This window comes from Methylobacterium sp. PvP105 (assembly GCF_017876975.1).
GTDB lineage: Bacteria > Pseudomonadota > Alphaproteobacteria > Rhizobiales > Beijerinckiaceae > Methylobacterium > Methylobacterium radiotolerans.
This window is the reverse complement of the sequence record NZ_JAGIPA010000001.1, coordinates 3423012-3441399: the sequence shown is the minus strand read 5'-3', so window position 1 is coordinate 3441399 and position 18388 is coordinate 3423012. Positions and strand designations below refer to the sequence as shown.

Genomic DNA, 18388 nt, shown 5'->3' with positions numbered 1-18388 from the left:
TTCTCTCTTGGGCCGGCGCACGGCGCCGGCCAGTTCAATCGGAAATCAGGCGGCCTTGACCGTACCCTTGGCGCGGACCTCCGAGATCATCGACCGGACCACCCGCACGCGCACGTTCGGGGCGATCTCGACCTCGATCTCGGGCTGGTCGTCCGAAGCCTTGGTCACGCGGCCGACGAGGCCGCCGTTGGTGACGACCGTGTCGTCCCGGCGCACGGACTTGAGCAGCGCCTGGTGGTCCTTGACCCGCTTCTGCTGCGGTCGCAGGATCAGGAAGTACATGATCACGAAGATCAGGACGAACGGGACCACCTGAAAGGCGATCTCCGCTCCGCCAGCGGCCGCACCGGCCCCTTGCGCGAAGGCGGGGGTGATCAACGAGCGTCTCCTGCGAATGGCGCGCAGGCCTGCCGCCGGATGTGGCGCCCGCAGACCTGTCGAAAAGCGCGCGGACTATAGCCAGGGGCTTCCCGAAAGCAACGGCGAAGCGTCGGGCATCCGCGGCGCGCTCACAGCAGGGCGCGGATCGCCGCCGCGAAGGCGTCCGGCGCCTCCTGGGGGAAGTTGTGGCCGACCCCCGCGACGATCTCACGCCGGTACGGGCCGGTGAAGTGGCGGGCGTCCGTGTCGGTGGCGGGCGGCGGCCCGACGCCGTCGTCGGCGCCGAGCAGCACGATCGACGGCACGGCGATGGCCGGCCGGGCCGCCAGCCGCGCCTCGATCGGGGTCAGCGCCGGGTCGCCCGGCACGAGGCCGAAGCGGTGGCGGTAGGAATGCACCACCACGTCGACGAAGTCGGGGTTGTCGAAGGCGCGGGCGGTCTGCGCGAAGGTCTCCGCGTCGAACGCCCAGGTCGGCGACCAGAGCCGCCAGAGCAGGCGGCAGAAGGCGTCCCGGTTCTCGGAGAGGCCGGCGCGGCCGCGCTCGCCGTGGAGATAATACTGGTACCAGAGGCGGTGCTCGGCCTCCGGCGCGACCGGCCGCCCGGCGGTCGGGATGTTCTGGATGTTGTAGCCGACGCCGCAGCTGACGAGGCCCCGGGCCCGGTCCGGCCAGAGTGCGGCCACCACGCAGGCGGCCCGGCCGCCCCAATCGTAGCCGGCGAGGACGGCGTTCCCGAGGCCGAGGGCGTCGAGGAAGGCGAGCAGGTCGGCCCCGAGCGCCGCCTGCTCGCCGGAGCGCGGCGTGGCGGGATCCAGGAACCGCGTCGGCCCGTAGCCGCGCAGGTACGGCACGAGGCAGCGCACGCCGTCGGCGGCGAGTTGCGCGGCCGCGGCCGCGCAGGCGCGCACATCGTAGGGGAAGCCGTGGAGGAGCACCGCCGGCGGCCCGTCGGCCGGTCCGGATTCGAGATAGGCGACCTCCAGGACGCCGGCCCGCACGCGCTTCATCGATGGCTCCCGGATTCGCGACGCCGGGATCCTAGCGGGTTCGCCGCGCAATTGCCGCACGCGCTTGCCCTCGCCGGTTCGCGCCCGACTTCACCCTGCGACGAAGAAGCGCGACGGTGGAGAACCATGGGCCTGCTCGACGGTGCGAAGACCCTGATCGGCGATGTGGTGGCGGCGGCCGACCGGGCCTTCGAGGAGACCGGCAGCGGCAAGCTCGCCCTGTCGCTGGCGAAGTTCTATCCCGGCGGACTCCTGGCCTTCCTCGACCGCCTGCGGGAGACCGGGCACGGGGAGGCGGTGGGATCCTGGCTCGGCTCGGGCGCGCGGCAGACGGTGCCGGCGAGCGCCATCGCGGCCTGCCTGCCGGAGGGCGTGATCGAGCGGCTCGCCTACGACCTCGGCGTTCCGGAGGCGCGCGTCCCCACGGTGCTGGCGGAGTTCCTGCCGGCGGCGGTCGCCGACCAGAGCGAGAACGGCAGCCTCAAGCCGCAGCCGAATTTCAGCACCCAGGTCCGCTGATCGCCCACCTCACGGGACGGCGCACTTCATCCGCGGCGGCGCGGTCGCGCAGCTCAGGTAGCAGCTCTGCCCGACGAAGCAGAACCACGACAGTTCGCCGCTCTTCAGGCAGGAGCCGCCGCAATGGCGGTACGTGCCATAGAGCGGCCGAACGAAGACGGCATCCGCCAGAGGGCGCCCCTGAGCAAAGCGCTCCGGCGCCAGACGCCCCGATTCCGCGTCCGGCAGGGCCGCGGTGACGGACGCGACCGCGAGCACGCAAGACAGCGCCAGGGATCTCATGAGAGCCGACCGCGGACCGATGTCCCGGCCGGCATTCCGGACCATAGGCCGATCGCTGTCGACTAAATTGCGGTTCACACCGGCGCGTCGCGGACCACAGGCCTCTCCCGCTTCGCGAAGATTTCTCTAGACTCCCGCCACTGACCATTCGACGGGGGTCCACATGAGTCTGCTCAACACCCTCGGCGGCTCGCTGGGGCAGATCGCGCTGAAGGCATTGCCGGGCGTGATCCAGCAGGTGCTGCCCGGAGGACTGAACGCGCTGCTCGATCAGCTCCGGCGCTCCGGCTACGAGAGCCAGGTCAATTCCTGGCTCGGCCGCGGCCCGAACGAGCCGATCACGGCCGAGGACCTGCGCAAGGTCCTCGACAACGAGCAGGTGCGCCAGATGGCGGAGAAGCTCGGCGTCCCGATGGACCAGCTGTTCCCGACCCTGGCGCAGGCCCTGCCCGAGACCGTCGACCGTCACAGCCCCGACGGGACGCTGCAGGCACCGAAGGCTTAGGACAGCCGGCGCGGGTCGCGAGCCGGGGAGGCCGGACGGCGGACGACGACGCGAAACGGCGGCCCCGTCCGGGACCGCCGCCGCGTCTTGCCGTCTCGTTCGGTGCCGCGCGGGCCGGCCTCGGCCCCGCGCCGTCCGCCTCAGTTGCTGGCGAGCTGGGACATCGGGTCCACGGGCGCGCCGCCCTTGCGGATCTCGAAGTGCAGCTGCGGCGAGGTCACGTTGCCGGAGGCACCCGACTTCGCGATGGTCTGGCCGCGCTTGACCTTGTCGCCGGGCTTCACGTCGATCTCGCCGTTGTGGGCGTAGGCCGAGACGTAGCCGTTGGCGTGGCGCACGAGGACCAGCTTGCCGTAGCCCTTCACGTCGGACCCGGCGTAGGCGACCGTGCCCTCCTCGGCGGCCTTGACCGGGGTGCCCTCGGGGACGGCGATGTTGATGCCCTCGTTGCCGGAGGTGCCGTAGCCGGAGATCACCCGGCCCTTGGCGGGCCAGCGGAAGTTCTCCGTCGCCTCGGCCACCGAGCCGGTGGCGGCGGGCTCCGGCTTGGCCGGCGCGGCGGCCGCGACCGGGGCCGCCTTCGGCGCCTCCTTGGCGGCGACCTTCTCGACCTTCTCGGCGGCGGCGGCCTTCTGGGCGGCCTCCTTGGCGGCCTTCGCCTCGGCGAGCTTCTGGGCGGCCTCCGCCTTCGCGGCGGCCTTCGCCTCCGCCTTGGCCTCCTGAGCCTTCGCTTCGGCCTTGGCCTTGGCCTCGGCCTTCGGATCCGCCTTCTTCTCGTCGGCCTTCTTCTCGTCCGCCTTGGCGACCTGTCCGGGACGCACGTGCTTCGGCTTCTCGCCCTCCTTCAGGGCGACGTCCTTGCGGGACTTGGCGTCGGCGACCTTGCGGGCGGCGGCGTCGCGGGCGAGCGCCTCCTTGCGCTCCGCCTCCTTCTCGGCGGCGGCGGCCTTCTGCGCGGCTTCCTTGGCGGCCTTCGCCTCGGCGAGCTTCTGGGCGGCCTCCTTGGCGGCCTCCTTGGCCTCCTCGCGCTTGGTCGCGATCTTGTTCTCGACCTGCTTGGCGTCCTCGCGCTTCTCCTCGGCGGCCCGGGCCGGCCGGGCAGTCATCGGGGACGCGGCGGGGTTCAGCCCGGAGGCGTTGTAGACCGGGATCACGATCTGGCGGCCGGGCGTGATCTGGTTCGCGTTGCTCAGGCCGTTGGCGGCCAGGATCGCCGAGGCGGGCACGCCGAAGCGGGTCGACATCTGGTTCAGGCTGTCGTTGCGCGACACGGTGATCTGCGTGCCACCCTCGGCGCTCCAGCCAACCTTGCCGGTCGAGGCGACGCGGGTCGCGGGGGCGGCGGCGTTGGTCTGGGCCGGCGTCGCGGCGGCGGACGGCCGCGCCGCGGCGGGCGCGCCGAGCGCCTCCGACTGGATGCGGCCGGTCCGGACCGGCGGCACGGATTTGAGGCTCCCATCCGGCAGGCTGCCGGTGGCGGCGGGTTCCGAGTCGAACGGGTTCGAGAACGGGTTGGTCAGACGCGACGCGTCCGAGGAACAGGCGGCAGCCGCACCGCCGATGATGCCGATGAGCGCGACGCGCGACAGCGTCCGCAACATCTGACCCGTACCGCGCACCCGCATCGACGCACCCGTTTGCCTGACGCAACCTGATGCGCCAATGAAGACGGATTCAGGTTAAGCAACCGTTCCCGTTCAGGCTGTCTGCGACCCTGGAGCGAAGGTAGGCGCAAGGTTTTCGCGCGGTGCCGGGGATGATTCCCGAGCGCGGGATCGTCCCTTTTCGTAACCGGCCGGCACCCCACATCGAAACCATGTTTACCATCCGCGGCGCGCGCGACACCCTGGCCGACCTGCCGGCGATCGAGACGGCGCGTCTCACGATCGCCGCCCTCCGGCCCGCGGACGCGCCGGCCGTCCGCGCGCTCACCGACGATCCGGCGATCACCGCGGCGGTGGATTTCCTGCCGACGCCGTTCACCCTGCAGGATGCCGAGGACCTGATTCGCAGCGGCGCGCGGGGCCGGGACTGCTTCCTCGGCGCCTGGACGCGGGACGGCGCTCCCGATTCGGCCGGGCGCGCGCTCGTCGGCGTCTTCGGCACGCACCTGCGCGGCGCCGGCACGATCGAGATCGGGTACTGGGTCGGCGGCGCCGCCCGCGGGCGCGGCTACGCCTACGAGGCCGTCTCGGCGATCCTCGGGCTCCTCGGCGGGCGCTTCCCGGCGCGCGTCGTCGTGGCGGAGTGCCGCCCCGCCAACGTCGCCTCCTGGGGCCTGCTGGAGAAGCTCGGCTTCCGCGACACCGGCGAGGAGGGCCACCGGCCGGGCCGGCGCCTGCTCAGGCGGACCTGACCCCCGGGGATCGAGCCGGGCCGGGATCGATGGCGCGGCCATGAAAAAAGCCCCCGGCCTGAGGCCGGGGGCTCGCTGACGGGCGGCGTCCTGAGCCGGACCGGGCGGTCCGATCAGAAGGTGATGCCGGTCTCGACCATGTAGCGGTCCTGCGAGGTGCGGTTGCCGGTGCGGCCGAAGCCGGTGCCGAGCGTGCCCTCCGCGAGATTGCCGCGCGTGATCCCGCCGAGTTCGACGTGGGCGTACTCCACGCGGAAGAAGTAGCGGTCGAAGGTGAAGGTCGGCGTGACGGTCACCGAGAAGGCGTTGCTGCCCGCGCCGAAGCCCAGCAGGTTGGTGCCGCCCGAGCCGCGGACGCCCGTCTGCTCGGTGTACTCGACGCGGCCGGCCAGGGCGAAGTTGTCGGTGAACGAGTAGGCCGCCAGCAGCGCGCCGCCGTAGGTCGAGGCCGAGTTGCCGATGCCGACGCGCAGGTCACGCTCGACGTTGGTGAACTGGAAGTAGGGCGAGATGATCCACGGACCGTTCGCGTAGGTGTAGTTGATGTTGAAGATGCCGCTGTTCTGCTGGAGGTTCGGCGTCGCGAACTGGTAGCGCGGGCTGCGGTCGAGGGCGTTGGTCCGGCCGACGTTCAGGCCGCCGTTGACGCCGATCGTGTTGTAGTCGTCGAGCTTGTAGGCGACGTTGCCGGTGAACCACGTGATCTCGTTGGAGAAGAAGCCGTCCGTGCCGGCGAGCGACACCGAGAGCGGGCCGCTGCTGTAGTTGACCTGCACGCCCTGGTTGATGAAGTTCTCCTGCACGAACAGGAGGCCGCGGTTGATGTTCAGGTTCTGGTAGGTGAACAGCAGCTCGGTGCCGATCAGCGTGAACATCCGGCCGCCCTGGACCGACCACTCATCGTTGATCTGGATCTTGCCGTAGGCGACCGGGACCGGGCCGAACAGCAGGTCGGTCTGGGTGAAGGTGCCGAGCGTGGGGAAGCCGAGCTGCGGGATCGAGTAGCCGCCGGCCTGGATGTAGAACTGGAACGCGCCCTCGGGCTTCTGGATGATGCCCTGGACGTTCGAGAAGTCGAACCGGGCCGCGCGGTCGCGGTCGTTGGGGGCCGCCGGCGTCGAGAACGACGCGAACGGGTTCGACTGGGTGTAGCCGTAGCCGGTGATGGCGCCGCCGACGTAGAGGTCGCCCAGCGGGCCGGCCGAGAAGCAGCTCGGGTTGGGATTGGCCTTGATCACGCCGCTGTAGGCCGGGCCGAGCAGCGTGGCCTTGCAGGGCTCGGCAGGGGGCGCGACGGGAACCGGCGCCGGGGCAGCCAGATCGGCCGCGAGGATGCTGGTCGAGGACAGCAGCACGGTGGCCAGGCCGGCCAGGGTGGATCGCTTCAGCATGGTGTCGCAGCTCGTTCGGATTCGTCCACGGCCAAGCTGACATCGCGACGCGATTGACACAAAATCAAACATGAAGCAGTTGCATAATTTTTAGGCAGTTCCGTATCGCTGATCACGTTCGATGCGGAAATGTGACTTTGCCGCCACATTTGTATCGGAACCCCGGCCCTTTCCTTCCGCGCGGGGCCGGAGGACTTCCGCCGGGCTCGCCAATTCTACCGAGTCAGTTGGCGGGGCCGATCGGATCGCAGCGAAACCCTCCGAAGTCCTGCCGGGCGAGGCGTTCGGCGAGCGCCGGCAGGAACAGCATCGCCTCCTCGGCGAGGCGCCAGGGCGGGTTGACCACGATCAGGCCGCTGCCGGTGAGCCGCGTCGGATCGCCCGGCCGGTCGATGAGCAGGTCGAGGCGCAGGGCCGGGCGGGGCAGGGCGGCGCCGAGGTCGCGGACCATCCGGTCCAGGACCGCGGCGTCCTTGATCGGGTACCAGGCCAGGAACAGCCCGGTCGGCCACTTCGCCACCGCGCGGGCGAGATGGGCGCCGAGGCGCTCGATCTCTCCGGGCATCTCGTAGGGGGGATCGATCAGCACGAGGCCGCGCCGCTCCGGCGGCGGGATCTGCGCGTTGATCGCGGTCCAGCCGTCGAGGTTCATCACCTTGGTGCGGGCATCGCGGGCGTAGCGGCCTTGGAGGGTCGCGGCGTCCGCCGGGTGCAACTCGACGAACACGCCCTTGTCGCCGGGGCGGAGCGCCTCGCGGATCACGGCCGGCGAACCCGGATAGGCGGTGTCACCGTGGCGCGCCCGCACCGCCGCCACCGCGGCGCGGTAGGGCGCCAGCAGCGCCTCCACCTCCGGCGCGAAGGGCGCCCCCATCCGGCCCCAGCCGTCCCGCCACTCGCCGGTGCGGGCCGCCTCGTCGGCCTCGAGATCGTAGACGCCGAGCCCCGCGAAGGCGTCCAGCGCCCGGAACGGCTTGTCCTTGAGGCGCAGGTGGTCGAGCACCCGCGCCAGGACGAGGTGCTTGAGGACGTCGGCGTGGTTGCCGGCGTGGAAGGCGTGCCGATAGTTCATGGCAGCGCGCTCAAGCCGATCCCGGGCGCCGGGTCCAGGGTCCGGCGCGCGAAAGGCCGAAAAAAACTCAGCGGGCGGCGTCGAGACTCACTTCGGGCGCCCGGCAATTGCCGCGGGCGACCTCGGGGCAGGGGGTGAAGCCGCGCAGGTCCTTGCCGAAGCAGATCCGGACCTCCTGCAGCTGCCCGCGGGTGCAGGTGACCGCCATCATGTCGGGGCGCAGGCCGCGATTGGCCGTCACGAACTGCCGGGCGATCTCGATCGGCGCGAGGCTCTGCGGCGGGGCACCGCCCTTGAGCGCGTCGGGGATCGTCACCGCGAGCCGCGCCGCCCGGGCGGCCGCGAAGTAGGCGGCGGGATCGAGCCCCGAGCAGGTGCCGTGCTTGCGCCACTCGTAGCGGGCGAGACCCTCGCTCGGGTAGACCTGCCCGGCGACCTCCATGGCCTGCCGGGTCGGCGCGCGGTTCACCGCCGAGCAGTTCTGCGGGTAGCCGCTCGCGTATTGCGGCCACAGGCCGTGGACGACGAAGCCGAGGCCGCGCCCGGGGGCGCACTGGACGTCGTCCCGGCGGGCGCCCGGCCCCGCGCAGTAGGTCGGCGACCACGACAGGGCGAGGACGTAGAAATCGAAGTCGCCCGGCGTGCCGCGGCGGGCGAAGCCGCCGTAATCCTGGGCGACCGCCGGGGCGGCGACCGACCCGGCGAGGAGCAGGCCCGCGAGGCCGGCGGCGCGCCCGCGCATGGTCAGGGACGCGCCATCCGGCAGGCGGTGGCGTAGGCGTAGGAGAGGTCCCGGTCGAGCCCGTGGATGCAGAACTCGACGCCCCAGGTCGCCCCGATGATCCCGAGGCTCTCGCGCACCGAGTAGTCGACCTTGCGGCGGACCCCGTCGGAGGTGGTCACGGTCGCGGTGCAGAACCGGCGCGGATAGGTGTCGAGGCCCCAGGGCCGCCACGCGGTGCGCTCGATCGTGTCGAAGGACAGGATCGTCATCGACGAGTTCCAGAACTTCGCCTCCTTCTCGGCGAAGTTGGTCGAGACCCGCTCCAGCACCGACGGGTCCTGGCAGCCCGGGATCTGCGCGTCGAACGGGAAGATCCGCTCCTCGGCGGGCTCGATGTCCTCCCGGGCCGAGCGGGCGAGCGCCGGCTGGGCCAGGGCGAGAAGGGCCAGCCCGAGGGCGAAGCCGTGAAAGACCGGGCGCATGGCGCGTGCCTCGACGGATGTGCGATCCTGCATCCGCGAACGATGGCTTGGCCGCGCCGCCAGTCAAGCTCCGGCAGCCCCGCGCCGGCGCTTTGACGGCCTGTGCGGCGCGGCCGCTACAGTCGTCGGTCGAGGTCAGATGCGGGACCGGTGCTCGGCCGGATCCGGCTCCGTCCTCCCGGGGGCGCATCCGGACGGATGGCCTTCGGACCGGCGCCCGGCGCGGAGCCGGGGAGCCGCGCCCGTCTCTCAGTAGATCGGCTCAGCGCTCGGCGGCGCGCCGAGCTGCAGCGGCTCGTCGTAGTCCTGCGCGGGCTCCTCGTGGGCGGCGGCGACCCGCGGCGCCGGCCGCACGGGCGGCGCCGCGGTGTAGGCCGAGGCCGCGGCCGGGCGGTCGAGGGGCCGGGCCGGCGCCCGGGCGACCTGGGTCGCGCTCCCGGCCTTCGACATCGGCGACACGCCGTAGGGATCGTCCTCCTCCACGTCCACCGGTGCCTGCGGGCCGGCGGGCTGGCGCTGCGGCGGGACCGGACGGCTCAGCGGCCGCTCGGCGCCGGTGCCGAGCTGCGGCGTGAACTTGATCAGCGGCTTGCAGATCCGCCGCAGACCGCGCGGGTCGTGCCGGGCGAGGTCGACGTGGATGTGGTCGTAGTGGAACACGTTGGAGCCCGGCGCCAGCACGGTGGTGAAGCGCTGGCAGGCGCCCAGGAAGATCTCGCGCAGGAAGCCCTGCTCGGCCTCCGTGCCGCGCCAGCCGCCCTTGACGGTGATCACGTGGCCGTCGGCGAGCTTGATCGACATCACGTCGATCGCGTTCCCGAAACCGTGCTCGGAGAGCTTGGCGCCGGGCTGGTTGTTGCGGCCGCGGCAGGAATAGGAGCCGGCGTTGATCTCGGCCACGGGTACGCCGAAGTAGAGGTTCGCGGCCGGCTGGATCGTGTCGGCGAGCCACGCCTCGGCCTCGGCCAGCGCCGGGCAGCCCAGCGTCATCCGCTGCTTCAGCAGCACGGAACCGCCGCCGAGCCGCGTCACCCGGAAGGGCTGCTGCATCCCGCAGGGGCCCGGGCCGTCCATCGCCGCGATCGGCGTGATGTACTCCGAGGGCTCGACGAGCTTCTTGGCCAGGCAGACCTGCTCCGCCTGGTCGCGCCACGGTTCGCGTCGCTCGAAATGGTTGATCGAGCACGCGGTGAGGCCCGCACCGAACAGCGCCAGGGCCGAGAACAGGGATACGCCACGCCACATGACCCGGACGATGCGCACGGTCGCGTAAAGCGTTCGTCAACGGCGTTTCGGGAATGCCGCGGGCTGTGGCGTCTCGGTTGACAGCGCCGCGGACCCCGGACTGAATGCATTATGCTCTCGCTTCTCGACATCCGCGCCCGCATCGAAGCCGGCACCCTGACGCCCGCGGGCGCGATCGACCTGTGCCGCGCCGCGATCGCCGCGCGGGAGCCGGACCTGCACGCGCTGGTCACCCTCGATCCGGCTCCGGCGATCCCCGAGACCGGGCCGCTCGCCGGCATCGCGGTCGGCGTGAAGGACATCATCGACAGCGCGGGCCTGCCGAGCCAGATGGGCTCGCCGATCTACGCGGGCTGGATGCCCCGGGGCGACGCCGCAGTCGTGAGCCGGCTGAAGCAGCTCGGGGCCGTCGCCCTCGCCAAGACCACCACGACGGCCTTCGCGAGCAGCGATCCCACCGAGACGGTCAACCCGCACGATCCCGGCCACACGCCGGGGGGCTCCTCGGCGGGCTCGGCCGCCGCCGTCGGCGCCGGGATGCTGCCGCTGGCCCTGGGCACGCAGACGGCGGGCTCGGTGATCCGGCCCGCGAGCTTCTGCGGCTGCGCGGCGGTGAAGCCGTCGTTCCGGCTGATCCCCACGGTCGGCGTGAAGACCTACTCGTGGGCCCTCGACACGGTCGGGCTGTTCGCCGCCGGGGTCGCGGACGTCGCGCACGCCCTCGCGCTCGTCACCGGGCGGCCGGAGATCGAGCGAGCGGAGGCGGGCTCGGCGCCGCGCATCGCCGTGGTGCGGCAGGACTTCGCCGGGGACCCCGAGCCGGAGGCCGAGGCCGCGCTCACCCGCGCCCGGCAGGCGGCCGAGCGGTCCGGGGCGCGGGCGAGGGACCTCGTCCTGCCGCAGGAGCTGGCACAGGCCTGGGAGCGCCACCGTCTCATCCAGAACTACGAGGGCCGGCTGGCGCTGGCCTGGGAGTACGACACGCAGGCCGACGCGCTCCCGCCCCGAACCCGCGCGCACCTCGATGACGGGGCGGCGATCAGCCCGGCCCAGTACGACGACGCGCGCCGCCACGGCCATCACGCCCGGCGGGTGCTGAAGGGCCTCTTCGCCGATTACGACGCGATCCTGACCTTCTCGGCGCCGGGCCCGGCACCCGCGACCCTGGTCTCGACCGGCGACCCGCGCTTCAACCAGCTGTGGACGCTGATGGGCGTGCCCTGCGTGAACGTGCCGGTGCCCGGCCACCGCCTGCCGGTGGGCGTCCAGGTGATCGGCCGCTTCGGCGACGACGGCCGGGCCCTGGCGGTGGCCCGGATGATCGAGGCCGCGCTGCGCGGCTGACCGGCCGCGCCCGTCGACGCGGCCACGCGCCGTCCGTCCGGGACTGCGGAGCGGAGCCCGGACGGACGGCGCGGGAGCCCGGGACGCTCAGTGGCTCGGCTGCTCGTGGAGCGTGTCCTCCACGTAGAGCTGCTCCAGCAGGACCTTGATCACTGCCATCAGCGGCAGGGCGAGGGCGATGCCCCACAGCCCGAAGATCACACCGAGGATCAGCTGGCCGGCGAAGATCGTGGCCGGCGGGATGTCGAGCGCCCGTTTCTGGATGAACGGCGTCAGACCGTAGCTCTCCAGGCACTGGACCGCGAGATAGACGCCGATCGCGCCGATGACCGCCTTCGTGCCCGAGGCCAGGGCGGCCAGGACGATGACGAGGCCCGCCACCAGCGGCCCGACCGTGGGCACGAAGGCGAGCAGCCCCGCCTGCAGGCCCAGAATCAGCGCGCCGCCGATGCCCAGGAAGGCGAGGCCGGCCCAGGTGCACAGGAAGATCACCGCCATGATGATCAGCTGGCCGAACAGCCAGTGGCGAAGGGTCTCGCCGGCCCCGTCGAGAACCTGGCTGGCGCGCCAGCGCTTCGCCGGCGGCACGAACCGGACCGCGCCGTCGCGGTAGGCCTTCGGGTCGGCCGCGAAGGCGAGCCCCAGGAAGGCGATCACCAGGACGTTGCCGAGGGCGTCGAACAGGCCGAGGATCACGGCCGCGGCCGGACCGAGGACGCTGCCGGCATCCGAGACGATCGAGCTGCTGCCCTTCAGGAGTCCGTTGGCGAGACCGCCGAGTCCCCCCTCGCGCTGGCCCGAATCCGTCGAGCCGTCCTTCCCCCCGCCCTGCGGCGCGAGGCTCGGCACGTCGATGCCGCGCTCGGACAGCCAGCCCGTGACGGTTCCGGCCTGATTCTTGATCGTCGTCCCGAGGTCGCGGCCCTGCTGCACGATGGTGGCGCCGCCGTAGCTCCCGAAGCCGATCACCGCGACCGCGACCGCGACGCTGGCGATGGACAGCCGCACGCCCCGCGGCAGGGGCAGGACACGGCCGAGCCCGCGGGTCAGGCCGTCGAGGAACACGCCGAGGAGGACCCCGGCGAAGATCAGCAGCAGCGTGCCGGCCGACATCCAGGCCAGGGCCAGCGCCGCCACGAAGCACACTACGGCGATCCCGGAGGCCGCCAGCGGCGCCGCCCCGCGCCAGGGCCCGATCGGGCCGTCCAGATCCTCGAGCCTGCTGTCCGACATCGTCGCTCCTGCACCGCGGGCTCACGAACGCCGCGGGCCCTCGGGGGTCAAGTGCGGGCGCGCGGGTGCCCGGGGTGATGCGCCGCGAAAAGGCCGTTCCGCGCCGGTGGTCGACGCCTCCGGCTCGCTCGGCGCCGCGAAATATCCTGATCGACCGTCTCTCCAGCGCCGCGGCGGCGCGCCGCCCCTGGGACCGGACGGCTCCCCGCGCGTTGTCCGCTCACGCAGCCGGAGCGCAGGCTCCGGCCGATCAGGAGGATCCCCATGAGCAACCACGGCGACACGTACGTTCGTTCCCTCGGCCCGGGCCAGACCGTCGATACCGGCGATCAGCTCAGCAGCGTGGTCCTGCTCGGGATCGCGGTCGCCGGTGCCGCGGCCGCGGTGCTGCTCAACGCGCTGATCGTGTAGCGCCCGCCGCGGCCCGGGACACGGCCCTCAGCCCCAGCGGCCGGCCGCGACCTCGTCCTGGGCCGTCGCGTCGACCCAGCCGCCGGTCGTGCCGTCGGCGAGGTGCTCCCGCTTCCAGAACGGGGCGCGCGTCTTGAGGTAGTCCATCAGGAAGTCAGCGGCCTCGAAGGCCGCGACCCGATGGCTGGCGGCGGTGACCACCAGCACGATGCCGTCGCCCGGGCGGACCAAGCCGTGCCGGTGGATCACCCGGAGGGCCTGGAGCGGCCAGCGGGCCATCGCCTCGTCGGCAACCCGCCGGATCTCCGCCTCGGCCATACCGGGGTAGTGTTCCAGCTCCAGGGCTGTCAGCCGCCCGCCCTCGTCGCGGCACAGGCCGGTGAAGGTCACGACGGCGCCCGCCCGGCCCCCCAGCGCGGCGCTCAGGCCGGCGATCTCGGCGGCGGTGTCGAAGGGCTCGGCCTGGATGCCGACGCTCGGGACGGGGGCGCTCATGGCCCGATCCATAGGAGTCCGCGGCTTCGCCGACCAGCCCCGTCCCTGTCACACCCGGTCCCGCCTCTATATGACACGGTCCGTCGCGCCCTGCCGGCCCGGCGCGCGGCCCGCCATCGTCCGGATGTCCCCGCGCGCTCCGGACGGCGCTGGAGAAGGATACCCGCGTGACCCCCGACCTGATCCTGCCCTACGACGGCGTGCAGCCGGACTTCGCCAGTCGCCCCGTCTGGTGCGGCCGCGGCAGCACGGTGATCGGCGCGGCCCGGATCGGCGCGCAGGCCTGGATCGGCGACGAGGCGGTGATCCGCGCCGACGGCCAGACCGTCACCCTCGGCGACCGCTTCTGGCTCGGACACCGCTCGACGGTGCACATCGCCACCCGGACGCACGGCACGCGGGTCGGCGACCGGGTCACGGTCGGGCGGAACAGCGTCGTCCACGCCTGCACCCTCGGCTCCGACGTGGTCGTCGAGGACGACGTGGTGATCCTCGACGGGGCCGAGATCGGCGACGGCGCGGTGATCGAGGCCGGCGCGACGGTCTTCCCCCGGGCGACGCTGCCCGGCGGCTTCGCCTACGCGGGCAGCCCGGCCCGCCCCAGCCGCGCGATCGGATCCGACGAGGTCGCCGAGCGTGCCGAGCGGGTGCGCGAGCGGATGGGCGACGGGCCCGCGCTTCCGCCGGGAGACGCGCCGGAGATCGAGGACAGCGTCTTCGTGGCGCGCACCGCCCGCCTGCGCGGGCGGGTCAGCCTCGGCGCCGGCGCGAGCGTGCTGTTCTGCTGCGACCTGAACGCGGAGGTCGGACCGATCGTGGTCGGCGCGGACACCAACATCCAGGACAACACGGTCGTCCGGACCCGGGCCGACGGGGTGGTGATCGGGCGCGATACCACCATCGCCCACAATGTCCGGATCGCCGATTGCCGGATCGGGGCGCGGGCGCTGATCGGCATCGGCGCGACGATCGCGTCGGGGACCCTCATCGCCGACGACGTCATGCTGGCGGCCGGAGCCACCACCGATCCCGGGCAGATCCTGGAGGCCGGCTACCTCTGGGGCGGCCGCCCGGCCCGCATCCTCGCGCCCCTCGACGCCGAGAAGCGCGCCCTGATGATCCGCATCGTCGAGGGCTACTGCCGGCACGGCCGGGAATACCGGGCCGCGCAGGAGGCGCTGGCCTGACGCTCCGCCGTCAGTGCTGCAGGATCTTCGACAGGAAGGTCTGCGCGCGCTCGGAGCGCGGGCTGCCGAAGAACTCGTCCTTCCGGGCATCCTCGACGATCTCGCCGCGATCCATGAAGATCACCCGGTCGGCGACCTTGCGGGCGAAGCCCATCTCGTGGGTCACGACCATCATGGTCATGCCTTCCTTGGCGAGCTCCACCATCACGTCGAGCACCTCGCCGACCATCTCGGGGTCGAGGGCCGAGGTCGGCTCGTCGAACAGCATCACCACCGGGTTCATGGCCAGCGCCCGGGCGATGGCGACGCGCTGCTGCTGACCGCCCGAGAGCTGCCCCGGGAACTTGTTCGCGTGGGCGCCGAGGCCGACGCGGGCGAGCAGGTCGAGGCCGCGCTTCTTCGCGTCCTCGGCGCCGCGGCCGAGCACCTTGCGCTGGGCGATGGTGAGGTTGTCGGTGATCGACAGGTGCGGGAACAGCTCGAAGTGCTGGAACACCATGCCGACCCGCGAGCGGAGCTTCGGCAGGTTGGTCGCCTTGTCGGCAACCTTCGTGCCGGCCACCGTGATCTGGCCCTTCTGGAACGGCTCCAGGGCGTTGACGCACTTGATCAGGGTCGACTTGCCCGAGCCCGAGGGGCCGCAGACGACCACGACCTCGCCCTTGGCGACCTGGGTGCTGCAGTTCGTCAGCACCTGGAAGTCGCCGTACCATTTGCTGATGTTGTCGATGGCGATCATGGTCTCGCCGGGGGCCGCCGCGGGCGCGCCGGAGATCAGGCTGCCGGGCTGCAGGCCGCCATCCTTCGGCGCGTGGCTGGCATCGGCGACGGGTTCGGCGGCGGTGGGGGCCGGCATCGGGGACGAGGTCATGACACGGTCTCCAGTGTCGGTCAGCGGATGATGGCCACGCGGCGCTGCAGGCGGCGCACGAGGTACGAGGCCGAGAAGCAGATCGCAAAATAGACCACCGCGGCGAAGACATACATCTCGACGAGACGGCCGTCGCGCTGGGCGACCTTCGAGGCGGCGCCCATGAAGTCGGTCAGCGAGAGCACGTAGACCAGCGACGTGTCCTGGAAGAGGATGATGGTCTGCGTCAGCAGCAGCGGCAGCATGTTGCGGAAGGCCTGGGGCAGGATCACGTTGCCCATGGTCTGCCAGTAGTTCATCCCGAGGGCCTGGGCGGCCGCCGTCTGACCCTTCGGGATCGACTGGATGCCCGCGCGCATGATCTCCGAGAAGTAGGCCGCCTCGAAGGCCATGAAGGTGATCAGGGCCGACGGGAAGGCGCCGACCTGGATCGGCGTCGTGGAGCCGGTCAGGTAGGCGCCGATATACGGCACCAGGAAGTAGAACCAGAAGATCACCAGCACCAGCGGCAGCGAGCGGCAGAGCTCGACGTAGCCCTTGGCGAGGTGCCACAGGCCGGGAATGCCCGACAGGCGCGCCATCGCCAGCAGCGTGCCGATGATCACGCCGCCCACGGCCGCCATGGCGGTGAGCGTCACGGTGAAGACCATGCCCTGACCGAACAGGTAGGGCAGGGACGAGACGATGACGGAGAAGTCGAAGTTCGAGAGCATCGGGGCCTGTTACCGGTGGCCGTCGGGCGGGGTGGCGGAACGGAAGCGGGCGGCCCTCAGCGCTGGCCGGGGATGGCGACCGCCTTCTCCAGGAAGGTCGCCGCCGTGACGACCACGAGGTTGATGATCACGTAGAGGATCGTCGCCGCCGTGAACGCCTCGAACACCTGGAACGAGAATTCCTGCATCGAGCGGGCCCGGGCGGTCAGCTCCAGCAGGCCGATGGTCAGCGCCACCGACGTGTTCTTGAGATTGTTGAGGAATTCCGAGGTCATCGGCGGCAGGATGATCCGGTAGGCGTTCGGCAGCAGCACGTAGCGGTAGGTCTGGTAGGTCGTGAAGCCCATGGCGGTGCCGGCCATGCGCTGGCCCCGGGGCAGCGACTGGATGCCGGCGCGGACCTGCTCGGCGACGCGGGACGCGGTGAAGAAGCCGAGGCAGACCACGGCCGTGTAGAACGGCGCGTCCGGCAATTGCTTGATCGCGTCGCCGATCCGGGTCGGCACAACTTCGGGGAGCACGAAGTACCAGAGGAACATCTGCACCAGCAGCGGCACGTTGCGGAACAGCTCCACATAGGCCGTGCCGATCGCGTTCGCGGGCTTCGACGGCAGGGTGCGCAGCACGCCGATCAGGGAGCCCAGGAAGAACGCGATCACCCAGGAGCAGAGCGCGGTCGTGATCGTCCACATGAGCCCCGAGAGCAGCATGTCGAGATACGTGCCGTTCCCCTCCGGCGAGGCGTCGAAGAAGATCCGCCAGTTCCAGTTGTAGTTCATCGCGCCGCTTCTACTGTGAACTTACAGAGACGCACCGCGGGCCGGAGCCCGCGGTGCGCATCATGGCATGAAACCGTACCGAACGGATCTCAGTAGGCCGCCGGATCGGGGCTCGAGATCGGGGTCGTGAACTGCTTCTTCATCTCCGCGCTCATCGGCAGGTTGAGGTTGATGTTGCGCGGCGGGATCGTCTTGGTGAACCACTTGTCGTAGAGAGCCTTGCCCTCGGGGCTCGTGTAGAGCTTGGCGGTGGCGTCGTCCGCGACCTTCTTGAACTCCGTGTCGTCCTTGCGGAGCATGATGCCGTAGGGCTCGGGCTTCGACAGGGCCTCGGTGGAGATCTCGTAGGCCGACGGGTCCTTCGACGAGGCGGCGAGCGAGGCGAGCAGCACGTCGTCCATCACGAAGGCGGCGGCGCGGCCGGTCTCGACCATCAGGAACGCCTCGGCGTGGTCCTTGGCGGGCAGGATCGTCAGGCCGAGCTTGCGCTCCGTGTTGGCCTCGTTGATCTGCTTGATGTTCGTGGTGCCCGAGGTCGACACGACGGTCTTGCCCTTCAGGTCCTCGATCGTGTGCAGGTTGGCCGACTTCTTCGAGACGTAGCGGGTCGCGGTCAGGAAGTGCGAGTTGGTGAACCACACCTGCTTCTCGCGCTCGGCGTTGTTGGTGGTCGAGCCGCACTCGAGATCGATCGTGCCGTTCGCCATCAGCGGGATGCGGGTGGCGGAGGTGACCGGGTTGAGCTTCACCTCGAGGTTCGGGAGGTTGAGCTTGGCCTTCACGGCGTCGGCGATCTTGTAGCAGATGTCCATCGCGTAGCCGATCGGCTTCTGATCGGCGCCGAGATACGAGAACGGCACGGAGGCGTCGCGGTAGCCGATGACGATGGCGTTGGCGTCCTTCACCTTCTTGAGGGTGCCGGTCAGCTCCTCCGCCCGGAGGCTCATCGGAGCGAGGGCGAGGGTCAAGCCCAGCGCCGCGGCGACGCCGCGGCGAGCGATATCAGACTGCATCGGTACGGAACTCCTGGATCGAGCCGAATGGTGTCGGCCGGCGGCGGGATACGCGGGCCCGCCCGCTCGGGCGACGCCATTGCAATGATGGTGCCGGGAGAAGGGTCGAAACGCCGCGCAAGCCTGCGGCTGAGTACGGACAAGTTGCGGCCAAGCTCCTGCGCACGTCCGCAGGTGCGGTCCCTGCCGTCCTCATGGCCTCCTCCCAAGCGCTGAGCCGGCCTCACGCTCGCGCCGGCGGCATCATGCACACTTCTTAGGCGGACGCACGGGGTGCGGAAGACTGATCTGCCCGGAAGGCTGACGAATCCACGGTATAGAAATCGACGACGCCGCCCCCGCGGTATCGGGGGGCGGCGTCGGGCCGGAAATCCG

20 protein-coding genes and 1 pseudogene are annotated in these 18388 nt (G+C 71.4%); 6 read left to right on the top strand and 15 right to left on the bottom strand.

Features of this window, described 5'->3' with window-relative positions; all coding sequences use genetic code 11:
• Positions 1-45: 45 nt before the first annotated feature.
• Both yajC and J3A75_RS16855 read right to left on the bottom strand, forming a co-directional pair.
• On the bottom strand, positions 46-378 hold the full coding sequence (gene yajC, locus J3A75_RS16860; protein ID WP_012319243.1) for a preprotein translocase subunit YajC: 333 nt from the start codon (positions 376-378) through the stop codon (positions 46-48).
• A gap of 131 nt (positions 379-509) precedes the next feature.
• Positions 510-1391 (bottom strand): alpha/beta fold hydrolase, encoded by an 882-nt coding sequence (locus tag J3A75_RS16855; protein WP_059409271.1) that lies wholly within the window; start codon positions 1389-1391, stop codon positions 510-512.
• A gap of 126 nt (positions 1392-1517) precedes the next feature.
• Here J3A75_RS16855 and J3A75_RS16850 point away from each other — a divergent pair, with 126 nt between their 5' ends.
• Positions 1518-1910, top strand: coding sequence for a YidB family protein (locus tag J3A75_RS16850; RefSeq protein ID WP_070999489.1), 393 nt, complete (start codon positions 1518-1520; stop codon positions 1908-1910).
• A gap of 9 nt (positions 1911-1919) precedes the next feature.
• Here J3A75_RS16850 and J3A75_RS16845 read toward each other — a convergent pair whose 3' ends face one another.
• Positions 1920-2192, bottom strand: a complete 273-nt coding sequence (locus J3A75_RS16845) for a hypothetical protein (protein WP_071000681.1) — start codon at positions 2190-2192, stop codon at positions 1920-1922.
• 151 nt (positions 2193-2343) lie between these two features.
• Here J3A75_RS16845 and J3A75_RS16840 point away from each other — a divergent pair.
• Positions 2344-2697: pseudogene (locus tag J3A75_RS16840) on the top strand (YidB family protein); the annotation flags it as partial.
• Positions 2698-2837: 140 nt separating this feature from the next.
• Here J3A75_RS16840 and J3A75_RS16835 read toward each other — a convergent pair.
• Positions 2838-4322, bottom strand: a complete 1485-nt coding sequence (locus J3A75_RS16835; protein ID WP_058606960.1) for a peptidoglycan DD-metalloendopeptidase family protein — start codon at positions 4320-4322, stop codon at positions 2838-2840.
• A 191-nt stretch (positions 4323-4513) separates the two neighbouring features.
• Between J3A75_RS16835 and J3A75_RS16830 the strand changes: the two genes are divergently transcribed.
• Positions 4514-5053 (top strand): GNAT family N-acetyltransferase, encoded by a 540-nt coding sequence (locus tag J3A75_RS16830; protein WP_029360021.1) that lies wholly within the window; start codon positions 4514-4516, stop codon positions 5051-5053.
• Between the two features lie 113 nt (positions 5054-5166).
• Here the strand turns inward: J3A75_RS16830 and J3A75_RS16825 are convergent, their stop codons facing one another.
• From J3A75_RS16825 to J3A75_RS16805, 5 genes are all read right to left on the bottom strand, one after another.
• Positions 5167-6444 carry a porin gene (locus tag J3A75_RS16825; protein ID WP_012319236.1) on the bottom strand — a complete coding sequence of 426 codons (1278 nt, stop codon included), beginning with the start codon at positions 6442-6444 and terminating at the stop codon, positions 5167-5169.
• A 223-nt stretch (positions 6445-6667) separates the two neighbouring features.
• Positions 6668-7516, bottom strand: a complete 849-nt coding sequence (locus J3A75_RS16820) for a 23S rRNA (adenine(2030)-N(6))-methyltransferase RlmJ (protein WP_209650522.1) — start codon at positions 7514-7516, stop codon at positions 6668-6670.
• A 67-nt stretch (positions 7517-7583) separates the two neighbouring features.
• Complete coding sequence (locus J3A75_RS16815; protein ID WP_063110167.1) at positions 7584-8258, bottom strand: ribonuclease T2 family protein; 675 nt, start codon at positions 8256-8258, stop codon at positions 7584-7586.
• A 2-nt stretch (positions 8259-8260) separates the two neighbouring features.
• Positions 8261-8722 (bottom strand): hypothetical protein, encoded by a 462-nt coding sequence (locus J3A75_RS16810; RefSeq protein WP_012319233.1) that lies wholly within the window; start codon positions 8720-8722, stop codon positions 8261-8263.
• A 249-nt stretch (positions 8723-8971) separates the two neighbouring features.
• Positions 8972-9967 (bottom strand): extensin family protein, encoded by a 996-nt coding sequence (locus tag J3A75_RS16805; RefSeq protein ID WP_012319232.1) that lies wholly within the window; start codon positions 9965-9967, stop codon positions 8972-8974.
• Between the two features lie 111 nt (positions 9968-10078).
• Between J3A75_RS16805 and J3A75_RS16800 the strand changes: the two genes are divergently transcribed.
• Positions 10079-11311 carry an amidase gene (locus tag J3A75_RS16800; RefSeq protein ID WP_209650521.1) on the top strand — a complete coding sequence of 411 codons (1233 nt, stop codon included), beginning with the start codon at positions 10079-10081 and terminating at the stop codon, positions 11309-11311.
• A gap of 87 nt (positions 11312-11398) precedes the next feature.
• On the opposite strand, the gene J3A75_RS16795 is transcribed toward J3A75_RS16800, so the two are convergent.
• Entirely contained in the window at positions 11399-12544 is a 1146-nt protein-coding gene (locus tag J3A75_RS16795) for an AI-2E family transporter (RefSeq protein ID WP_058606959.1), read from the bottom strand.
• A 264-nt stretch (positions 12545-12808) separates the two neighbouring features.
• Between J3A75_RS16795 and J3A75_RS16790 the strand changes: the two genes are divergently transcribed.
• Entirely contained in the window at positions 12809-12955 is a 147-nt protein-coding gene (locus J3A75_RS16790; RefSeq protein ID WP_012319229.1) for a hypothetical protein, read from the top strand.
• A 27-nt stretch (positions 12956-12982) separates the two neighbouring features.
• On the opposite strand, the gene J3A75_RS16785 is transcribed toward J3A75_RS16790, so the two are convergent.
• On the bottom strand, positions 12983-13450 hold the full coding sequence (locus J3A75_RS16785) for a molybdenum cofactor biosynthesis protein MoaE (RefSeq protein ID WP_024830076.1): 468 nt from the start codon (positions 13448-13450) through the stop codon (positions 12983-12985).
• Positions 13451-13617: 167 nt separating this feature from the next.
• On the opposite strand from J3A75_RS16785, the gene J3A75_RS16780 reads away from it, so the two are divergent.
• Complete coding sequence (locus tag J3A75_RS16780) at positions 13618-14637, top strand: gamma carbonic anhydrase family protein (RefSeq protein WP_024830077.1); 1020 nt, start codon at positions 13618-13620, stop codon at positions 14635-14637.
• Between the two features lie 10 nt (positions 14638-14647).
• Here J3A75_RS16780 and J3A75_RS16775 read toward each other — a convergent pair whose 3' ends face one another.
• The 4 genes from J3A75_RS16775 to J3A75_RS16760 all read right to left on the bottom strand — a co-directional run bounded on the left by J3A75_RS16775 (position 14648) and on the right by J3A75_RS16760 (position 18013).
• Positions 14648-15376 carry an amino acid ABC transporter ATP-binding protein gene (locus J3A75_RS16775; RefSeq protein WP_024830078.1) on the bottom strand — a complete coding sequence of 243 codons (729 nt, stop codon included), beginning with the start codon at positions 15374-15376 and terminating at the stop codon, positions 14648-14650.
• Between the two features lie 152 nt (positions 15377-15528).
• Positions 15529-16221, bottom strand: coding sequence for an amino acid ABC transporter permease (locus J3A75_RS16770; protein ID WP_012319225.1), 693 nt, complete (start codon positions 16219-16221; stop codon positions 15529-15531).
• 56 nt (positions 16222-16277) lie between these two features.
• Positions 16278-17000: an amino acid ABC transporter permease gene (locus J3A75_RS16765; RefSeq protein WP_012319224.1), complete on the bottom strand. Its 723-nt coding sequence runs from the start codon at positions 16998-17000 to the stop codon at positions 16278-16280.
• A gap of 89 nt (positions 17001-17089) precedes the next feature.
• The gene (locus J3A75_RS16760) at positions 17090-18013 is read right to left on the bottom strand and encodes an amino acid ABC transporter substrate-binding protein (protein WP_012319223.1); all 924 of its coding nucleotides are present in this window, start codon (positions 18011-18013) and stop codon (positions 17090-17092) included.
• Positions 18014-18388: the final 375 nt, after the last annotated feature.

What these genes read in the sequence shown, in the direction of transcription:
- J3A75_RS16855 (WP_059409271.1), bottom strand. Translation starts at nt 1,391, where the DNA reads ATGAAGCGCGTGCGGGCCGGCGTCCTGGAGGTCGCCTATCTCGAATCC.
- J3A75_RS16850 (WP_070999489.1), top strand. Translation starts at nt 1,518, where the DNA reads ATGGGCCTGCTCGACGGTGCGAAGACCCTGATCGGCGATGTGGTGGCG.
- J3A75_RS16845 (WP_071000681.1), bottom strand. Translation starts at nt 2,192, where the DNA reads ATGAGATCCCTGGCGCTGTCTTGCGTGCTCGCGGTCGCGTCCGTCACC.
- J3A75_RS16835 (WP_058606960.1), bottom strand. Translation starts at nt 4,322, where the DNA reads ATGCGGGTGCGCGGTACGGGTCAGATGTTGCGGACGCTGTCGCGCGTC.
- J3A75_RS16830 (WP_029360021.1), top strand. Translation starts at nt 4,514, where the DNA reads ATGTTTACCATCCGCGGCGCGCGCGACACCCTGGCCGACCTGCCGGCG.
- J3A75_RS16825 (WP_012319236.1), bottom strand. Translation starts at nt 6,444, where the DNA reads ATGCTGAAGCGATCCACCCTGGCCGGCCTGGCCACCGTGCTGCTGTCC.
- J3A75_RS16820 (WP_209650522.1), bottom strand. Translation starts at nt 7,516, where the DNA reads ATGAACTATCGGCACGCCTTCCACGCCGGCAACCACGCCGACGTCCTC.
- J3A75_RS16815 (WP_063110167.1), bottom strand. Translation starts at nt 8,258, where the DNA reads ATGCGCGGGCGCGCCGCCGGCCTCGCGGGCCTGCTCCTCGCCGGGTCG.
- J3A75_RS16810 (WP_012319233.1), bottom strand. Translation starts at nt 8,722, where the DNA reads ATGCGCCCGGTCTTTCACGGCTTCGCCCTCGGGCTGGCCCTTCTCGCC.
- J3A75_RS16805 (WP_012319232.1), bottom strand. Translation starts at nt 9,967, where the DNA reads ATGTGGCGTGGCGTATCCCTGTTCTCGGCCCTGGCGCTGTTCGGTGCG.
- J3A75_RS16800 (WP_209650521.1), top strand. Translation starts at nt 10,079, where the DNA reads ATGCTCTCGCTTCTCGACATCCGCGCCCGCATCGAAGCCGGCACCCTG.
- J3A75_RS16795 (WP_058606959.1), bottom strand. Translation starts at nt 12,544, where the DNA reads ATGTCGGACAGCAGGCTCGAGGATCTGGACGGCCCGATCGGGCCCTGG.
- J3A75_RS16790 (WP_012319229.1), top strand. Translation starts at nt 12,809, where the DNA reads ATGAGCAACCACGGCGACACGTACGTTCGTTCCCTCGGCCCGGGCCAG.
- J3A75_RS16785 (WP_024830076.1), bottom strand. Translation starts at nt 13,450, where the DNA reads ATGAGCGCCCCCGTCCCGAGCGTCGGCATCCAGGCCGAGCCCTTCGAC.
- J3A75_RS16775 (WP_024830078.1), bottom strand. Translation starts at nt 15,376, where the DNA reads ATGATCGCCATCGACAACATCAGCAAATGGTACGGCGACTTCCAGGTG.
- J3A75_RS16770 (WP_012319225.1), bottom strand. Translation starts at nt 16,221, where the DNA reads ATGCTCTCGAACTTCGACTTCTCCGTCATCGTCTCGTCCCTGCCCTAC.
- J3A75_RS16765 (WP_012319224.1), bottom strand. Translation starts at nt 17,000, where the DNA reads ATGAACTACAACTGGAACTGGCGGATCTTCTTCGACGCCTCGCCGGAG.
- J3A75_RS16760 (WP_012319223.1), bottom strand. Translation starts at nt 18,013, where the DNA reads ATGCAGTCTGATATCGCTCGCCGCGGCGTCGCCGCGGCGCTGGGCTTG.